Origin of the sequence: Dietzia massiliensis (assembly GCF_018390595.1) — a bacterium.
Classification (GTDB): Bacteria; Actinomycetota; Actinomycetes; order Mycobacteriales; family Mycobacteriaceae; genus Dietzia; species Dietzia massiliensis.
Window position 1 is genome coordinate 1 of sequence record NZ_JAHBAV010000030.1, and the last position, 6,678, is coordinate 6,678.

8 protein-coding genes are annotated in these 6,678 nt (G+C 71.4%); 5 read left to right on the forward strand and 3 right to left on the reverse strand.

Features of this window, described 5'->3' with window-relative positions; genetic code table 11:
- Nucleotides 1-5 precede the first annotated feature (5 nt).
- The gene (locus KHA85_RS09725; RefSeq protein ID WP_213185642.1) at nt 6-1,391 is read right to left on the reverse strand and encodes an MFS transporter; all 1,386 of its coding nucleotides are present in this window, start codon (nt 1,389-1,391) and stop codon (nt 6-8) included.
- 103 nt (nt 1,392-1,494) lie between these two features.
- Between KHA85_RS09725 and KHA85_RS09730 the strand changes: the two genes are divergently transcribed.
- Both KHA85_RS09730 and KHA85_RS09735 read left to right on the forward strand, forming a co-directional pair.
- Entirely contained in the window at nt 1,495-2,127 is a 633-nt protein-coding gene (locus KHA85_RS09730) for a YqgE/AlgH family protein (RefSeq protein WP_213185643.1), read from the forward strand.
- 74 nt (nt 2,128-2,201) lie between these two features.
- Nucleotides 2,202-3,464 (forward strand): MFS transporter, encoded by a 1,263-nt coding sequence (locus KHA85_RS09735; RefSeq protein WP_308936913.1) that lies wholly within the window; start codon nt 2,202-2,204, stop codon nt 3,462-3,464.
- 41 nt (nt 3,465-3,505) lie between these two features.
- Here the strand turns inward: KHA85_RS09735 and KHA85_RS09740 are convergent, their stop codons facing one another.
- On the reverse strand, nt 3,506-3,925 hold the full coding sequence (locus KHA85_RS09740; RefSeq protein ID WP_213185644.1) for a VOC family protein: 420 nt from the start codon (nt 3,923-3,925) through the stop codon (nt 3,506-3,508).
- An 84-nt stretch (nt 3,926-4,009) separates the two neighbouring features.
- Between KHA85_RS09740 and KHA85_RS09745 the strand changes: the two genes are divergently transcribed.
- Nucleotides 4,010-4,753 carry an AzlC family ABC transporter permease gene (locus KHA85_RS09745; protein ID WP_213185645.1) on the forward strand — a complete coding sequence of 248 codons (744 nt, stop codon included), beginning with the start codon at nt 4,010-4,012 and terminating at the stop codon, nt 4,751-4,753.
- A gap of 44 nt (nt 4,754-4,797) precedes the next feature.
- Nucleotides 4,798-5,082: a branched-chain amino acid transporter permease gene (locus tag KHA85_RS09750; protein ID WP_213185673.1), complete on the forward strand. Its 285-nt coding sequence runs from the start codon at nt 4,798-4,800 to the stop codon at nt 5,080-5,082.
- Between the two features lie 13 nt (nt 5,083-5,095).
- Here the strand turns inward: KHA85_RS09750 and KHA85_RS09755 are convergent, their stop codons facing one another.
- The gene (locus tag KHA85_RS09755) at nt 5,096-6,340 is read right to left on the reverse strand and encodes a cytochrome P450 (RefSeq protein ID WP_213185646.1); all 1,245 of its coding nucleotides are present in this window, start codon (nt 6,338-6,340) and stop codon (nt 5,096-5,098) included.
- A 127-nt stretch (nt 6,341-6,467) separates the two neighbouring features.
- Here KHA85_RS09755 and KHA85_RS09760 point away from each other — a divergent pair.
- Nucleotides 6,468-6,678, forward strand: a 211-nt coding sequence (locus tag KHA85_RS09760; protein ID WP_236885468.1) for a MarR family winged helix-turn-helix transcriptional regulator, incomplete at its 3' end; no start/stop codon positions are given.

Consider the following 6,678-nt stretch of genomic DNA (forward strand, 5'->3'; position numbering starts at 1 on the left):
GGGGCTCAGTGGGTGGCGGCTCGATCGCCGCGGGCTCGCTCGGTCTGGGCTCCTGATCGCGTGCCCACCACCAGCGCGATCACGGCCGCGGCGGCGTACAGCACCGCCGGGACCACCATCAGCGACACCGACCGGCCGTCCGCGGGCACGAGCGGAAGCACTACGAGCATGCCCACGACGAACGCCGAGTTGAACAGCGCGTCCTGGAGGGCGAACACCCCGCCCCGGCGGACATCGGGGACGTCGGTCTGCATGGCGTTGTCGGCGACGAGTTTGACCACCTGCGCCCCCAGGCCGATCGCCACCGCGCCGACCACCAGGGCCGTCGGGTCGAGGGTCGGTCCGACGACGAGCTGGGCGAGCGCGGACACACCGGCCCCGGCGGCGACGACGAGGACGCGTCGGGCTCGGGCGATGGCCCACGGTGTGACGACCGCGGCCAGACCCATGCCCGCGGCCACGGCCGCCGACATCAAGCCGAATCCGCCCATCCCGGCGACGACCGGGCCGCCCGACCCGCCGGACTCGGCATCGCGCAGGAGCAGGATCGCCAGCATCGTCGTGATCCCGAACGCGGCCCGCCCGAGCGTCACGCCGGTCAACGACACCCACACCAGGGCCGAGGAACGGGCGGCCCGGACGCCCTCGGCGAGTCCCCCGGCGAACGCCCGGGCAGCGCGGCGGGTGACGGCCTCGTCCGGGTGGGGAAGGAGTTCGTCGTCGTCGGGTCCCAGGTGGCGCGGCGGCAGGGCGAGGATCGCCCACACCCCCGCCAACGCTGTGACCACGGACGGCACGAGGGTCCACGAGACCGCGGCGTCGCCCGCGCCCAGGACGGCGAGCACCGCGAACGCCGCGACCGCGCCCACCGCGGTGATGACCGAACCGACCGTGACCAGCACCGAGTTGGTGGCCGCGAGGAGGCGGTCGGGCACCACCTTGGGCATGGCCGCGGTCATCCCGGTGTTGATGAGCCGGCCCAGGCCGATCGCCACGAGGGACAGCGCGAACAACACCGTCAGACCCGCGCCCGAGTGGACGGCGCCGGCGGCGATGAGCGCGATGGTCGCGACGATCGCGAGGGTCCGCACCAGGGCGGCGACGGCGACCACGACCCGGCGGTCCCACCGGTCCAGAGCGGCCGCGGCGAAGGGCCCGACGATCGAATAGGGCAGCAGCATCACTGCGAACCCGCCCACGATCGCCGCCGGAGTGGTGCCCGACTCGGGGCTGAACAGCACGATTCCGCCGAGGGCGGCCTGATGGATGCCCTCGCTGAGCAACGCCGCCAGCCGTGCCGTCGACAGCCGACCCAGACCATCGGACTCGCGCAGTGCGGCTGCCAGGCGGCCCCGGGTGGGAACGGCCGGGTCGGTGGGCGGTGAGGTCACGGGAGTCACGGTAGCGCTCGCGGCCGGGCCGCCGATCACCGCGGCGAGACCCGATCGAGGGGACGCGCGTGTGGCCCGGCGACGACGGGGGCATCATGGATACATGGACACGGGACCGGATGATCTGAGCGGCGGAGGCCTGTTCGGCGACCGCCTCTACGACGCCATGGACAAGCGGGATCCCGTCGCCGGTTCACTGCTCATCGCCGCGCCCGACATGCCCGACCCGAACTTCCGGCGCGCGATCATCTACATGATCGAACACGACCACTCCGGGTCGCTGGGCGTGGTGATCACCCGGCGCAGCGAGACCGATGTCGAGGAGATCCTGCCCGCCTGGTCCGAGTTGTGCGCTCCCCCGTCCGTGTTCCACACCGGAGGACCCGTCAAACCCGACACCGGCATCGCCCTGGTCGTGCTGAGCGCCGGCGTCGACGGCCACCGGTTCAGCGGGCTCCAGCAGATTGAAGGCCGCGTGCACGTCGTGGACCTGGACAGCGATCCCGACCTCCTGCGGGAGCACATCGACGGCATGCGGGTGTTCGTCGGGTACACCGGCTGGGCGCCCGGTCAGCTGCAGGACGAGCTCGACCGCGGCGACTGGTACGTCGCGCCCAGCCTGCCCAGCGATCTGCTCGCGCCCGCCCGCGTCGACGTATGGGGCGCGGTGCTGCGCCGCCAGGAGATGCCCCTGCCCCTGTACGCCACGTACCTGCAGGACGGCGACCTCAACTGACATCGCCGCCTCGCGCTGTCTCACAATGTGATACGATGTTTCCGTATTCTGGGCAGTGACATATGCTCCTGCAGGTGGAGACGGTAGGCGGCGAGTCGACGACGGTGACGGCCCGGCACTGGCTGGTGCTGGCCGTGGCCACGTTCGTCGCCGCGTCCGGATCGGCGTTCGTGATCGGCGTCGGCTTCCTGCTCCCTCATCTCACGAGCGTCATGGGACTGTCCCTCTCGCAGGGCGGGGTCCTGGTCGCGATGCCGCTGGTCGGCATGGCCGCGGCGTTGATCGCGTGGGGCTGGCTCGTCGACCGTGCCGGGGAGAAGGTCGTCCTGGTCGCCGGGTCGGTCGGTGCCGCCGTCACCCTCACCGCGGCACTGTTCGTGGAGTCGTTCGTGTTGCTGGCGGTATTGCTGCTGGTCACGGGCGCCTTCACCGCCTCGGGTAACTCGGCGAGCGGGCGACTGGTCGTGAGCTGGTTCCCCGCGCACCGCCGCGGGCTCGCCATGGGTGTCCGCCAGATGTCGCAGCCGGCCGGTTCCGCGGTCGCGGCCATGACCATGCCGCTGCTCGCGCAGTCGTACGGTCTGGGCGCGGCGTTCGCGCTCCCCCTGGCGATGGCCGCTGTCTCGGCGGTGGCGGCCCTCGTCGTCGTCACCGATCCGCCTCCACCCGAGGCCACGCGCGACGCGGGCGCCGAGGCGATGAGTGACGCGGCGACAGGCGCCGACGGTGAGGCGGTGAGTGGCGCGGCGACGGACGGCTCGCCGTACCGCGGGTCCGGCTACCTGTACCGCGTCCACGGGGTGTCGGTGCTGCTCGTGCTGCCGCAGGGGATGCTGCAGGCGTTCCTGCTGACGTGGCTGGTGCTGGGGCACGGCTGGTCGGCGGTGTCCGCGGGCGTCGTGGTGACGGTGAGTCAGGTGCTCGGCGCGGTCGCGCGGATCGTGGCGGGCGCGGTCTCGGACCGGGTGGGGTCCCGCATGACGCCCATTCGCGGCGTGGCGATCTCGGTGACCGCCGGACTGGCCGCGCTGGCGGCCGCGGAAGCTCTGGGCGCGCCCGGGGTCATCGCGGTGACGCTCGGCGTGATCGCGACCGTGCTCTCGGTGTCCGACAACGGCCTGGCGTTCACCGCTGTCGCCGAGTTCGCCGGGCCCCGGTGGAGCGGCCGGGCGCTCGGGGTGCAGAACACCACCCAGTTCGTGGCGATCTCGGCGTCCACTCCCCTGGTCGCCGCGGTGATCGACGCCGTCGGCTACTGGCCGGTGTTCGCCGGCGCGGCCGTGATCGCGGCGCTGGCGATTCCGCTCGTGCCCACCGCCGACCAGCGCCGGGCCTGACCGATCCGCGTCGCGCCTGACCGCCCCGCATCGCGAGATCGTCAGGGCAGGGGCGCGCCCCGGTACTGCCCCACCGACCACACGTTGCCCTCCGGGTCCCGCACGGAAAAGGTGCGATCCCCGTAGTCGGTGTCCTGCAGCGCCAGCACCACCTCGGCTCCGGCGTCCACGGCCCTGCGGTACACCTTCTCCGCGTCGGCGGTCACGACGTAGGCCAGACCGGTGCCGGGTGGCGAGGCGTGCGGATCGTCCGCACCGCGCCCGCCCTCGCCCAGCATCACGCCCCCGCCCTCGGGCCACAGGAGCTCCGCGTGGGCCACCACGCCGTCCTCGGAGTAACACGCCGTTTCCACGAACCCCAGGGTCGCGACCAGCCAGTCGATCACCGTCCGGGCGTCGGAGCACCGGAAACAGTGCCACACCGTCGGCGCGGGTGGCGTGCCCGTCTGATGTGCGTCCATGGGTCGAGTCTGCGCCCGCCGGCCGGGCGGCGGTAGGCCTCTGTCGCGGGTGATGCGAAATCGTGGCTGGCTAGACTGCCCGGCGTGTCGACCAGCCCCTCCACCAGCGCAGAGATCCGCGCAGAGATCCGCAAGGGTCTGGCCGACTGCTCGACGGTCGGGCTCGGACTGGTGCCGCTCGGGCTGGCTTTCGGGGTGCTGATGACCCAGGCGGGGTTCGACTGGTGGTGGGCGCCCGTGTTCTCCCTGGTGATCTACGCCGGGTCGATGGAGTTCCTGGCGATCGGCCTGCTCACCGCCGTCACTCCCCTGTACTCGCTGGCCGCCGCCGCGTTCCTCGTGAACTTCCGTCACGTCTTCTACGGCCTGAGCTTCCCGCTCGAGGCCATCCGCTCACGGCTGGGCCGGCTGTACGCCGTGTACGCGCTCACCGACGAGGTCTACGCGATCACCGCCACAAAGCGGCGCACGGAGATGAGCGGCCCGCGGACGCTGACCATCGCGATCACGTGCCAGTCCCTGTGGGTGATCCCGGGCGTGATCGGTGCGCTCGTCGGCACCGCCCTGCCCGAAGGGTTGGACGGGCTGCAGTTCGCCCTGACGGGGTTGTTCGCCGTGCTGGCCGTGGACGCGTGGCGGTCGTCCGGCGACCTGCCCGCGCCGGTCATCGGCCTGGTGTGCGGGCTGATCGCCGCCGTGGTCGCACCCGACCAGATGCTCATCGTGGGTCTGTGTGCGTTCGTGGGCGTGCTGTTGGTGCGGTACGCGTGGCTGCAGCGGACCGAGCGGCCCGGGCAGTCGGAGCGGCCCGGGAGTGATGTCGCGTGACCGCCGTCCCCGGGACCGCCTACCTCCTCGCCGGGTTGGGCGTGATGTTCCTCGTCACCGTGGCTCTGCGGGCCGCCCCGTTTGTCGCGCTCACCCGCCTCCGCGACTCGGGCGTCGTCCGCTATCTCGGCCGCACCATGCCGGCCGGCGTGATGGTGGTGCTGGTGGTCTACACCCTGCGTGACACCACCACGGCGCTCGGCTCGTGGGTGCCGGCGACCGTCGCGCTCGCGCTCACGTTGGGCGTGCACCTGGCGTTCCGCCGCGCCGCCGCGAGCATCGTGCTGGGCACGGCGACGTACATGGTGCTGCGGGCCTGGCTGGGCTGAGCACGCGGGCGGCTCAGCTCGCCACGGGACACACGCCCAGGTCGACCTTCCACTCGGTGAGGCCGTTGAGCCACCCGGAGCGCAGGCGCTTGGGGTCGCCGAGCGCGGTGAGGTCTGGCAGGTGGTCGGCGACGGCGTTGAAGATCAGCTCGAGCTGCATCTTCGCGAGGTTCGCGCCCAGGCAGTAGTGCGGGCCCTGGCCGCCGAAGGTCACGTGCGGGTTCGGGTCGCGGAGGATGTCGAACGTGAACGGGTCGTCGAAGACCTCCTCGTCGAAGTTCGCCGACCCGTAGCAGATCAGCACCCGATCGCCCTTGGCGATGGACACCCCGCCGATCTCGGTGTCCTCCATGGCGGTGCGCTGGAACTGGGTGATGGGCGAGGCCCAGCGCAGGATCTCGTCGTAGGCGGTCTCGGGCCGCTCGCGCTTGAACAGCTCCCACTGGTCGGGGTGCTCGAGCATGGCGACCATGCCGTGGGTGGTGGCGTTGCGGGTGGTCTCGTTGCCGGCGACGGCGAGCAGGGTCACGAACCAGCCGAATTCGTCGGCGGAGAGGTGCTCGCCGTCGACGTCGGCCTGGACGAGTTTGGTGACGATGTCGTCGCGCGGGTTGGCCGCCCGGTCCTCGGCCATGGCGTTGGCGTAGCCGATGAGCTCCATCGACGCGATGGCGGGCGCGTCCGGGTCGACGCCGGCGTCGTAGCTGGTCATGATGTTGGACCACTCGAAGATCTTGTGCCGGTCCTCCTGCGGGACGCCCAGCAGTTCGGCGATCGCCTGCAGCGGCAGCTCGGAGGCCATGGCGGTGACGAAGTCGTCGGCGTTGTTCTCGGCGGCGGCGGTGACGATCTTCCGCGCGCGGTCCGCGAGCTCGTCGCGCATGCCGGCGACGCCGCGCGGCGTGAAGCCGCGGGAGATGATGCGGCGGTGCTTCTTGTGGATCTCGCCGTCCTCGTTGACGAGCATCGCGCGCTGGGCCTCGATGATCTCGCGCGGCGTGCCCTCGGCGAAGCGCGGGATCATCGTGTTCTCCCCCGCGGAGAAGATCTCGCCGGTCAGGCGGGAGATCTCCTTGACGTCAGCGTGCTTGGTGACGAGCCAGTAGTGGTCGTCGTCGAAACCGTCGGAGCCGGGGCGCTTGTCGACGCGGTGGATGGGCTGCGTCCGCCGGAGCTGGCGCCACTCGTCGTGTGGGAGCCGCTTCTCGAACAGGTCCGGGTCGGTGAAGTCGAAGCCCGCCGGGATGGTCACGTCCATGATGTCTCCTGAGACTGGTCGCCCACCGGCCCCCGGTGGGGATGAAACCGTGAATAGTGGTAACTATAAACAGGTGGCACTATCTTCGAGGGAAATTCTCGATCGCGCGTTAATGCTCTCCGAGCAGATGGCTGGGCACATCGCGCGCGCGGCGGCGAACTACGGTCTCACCGTGCCGCGGTTGGAGCTGCTGTTCGTGCTGGGCCTGCAGGGTGAGTGCAAGCAGGTGGAGCTGGCGACGTACCTCGATTGCTCACCGCGCCAGGTGACGGCGCTGGTGGACGGCCTGGTGGCGAGTGGTCACGTGGAGCGGACGATGCCGCCGGATGACCGGCGGG

What these genes read in the sequence shown, in the direction of transcription:
- KHA85_RS09730 (WP_213185643.1), top strand. Translation starts at nt 1,495, where the DNA reads ATGGACACGGGACCGGATGATCTGAGCGGCGGAGGCCTGTTCGGCGAC.
- KHA85_RS09740 (WP_213185644.1), bottom strand. Translation starts at nt 3,925, where the DNA reads ATGGACGCACATCAGACGGGCACGCCACCCGCGCCGACGGTGTGGCAC.
- KHA85_RS09750 (WP_213185673.1), top strand. Translation starts at nt 4,798, where the DNA reads ATGTTCCTCGTCACCGTGGCTCTGCGGGCCGCCCCGTTTGTCGCGCTC.
- KHA85_RS09755 (WP_213185646.1), bottom strand. Translation starts at nt 6,340, where the DNA reads ATGGACGTGACCATCCCGGCGGGCTTCGACTTCACCGACCCGGACCTG.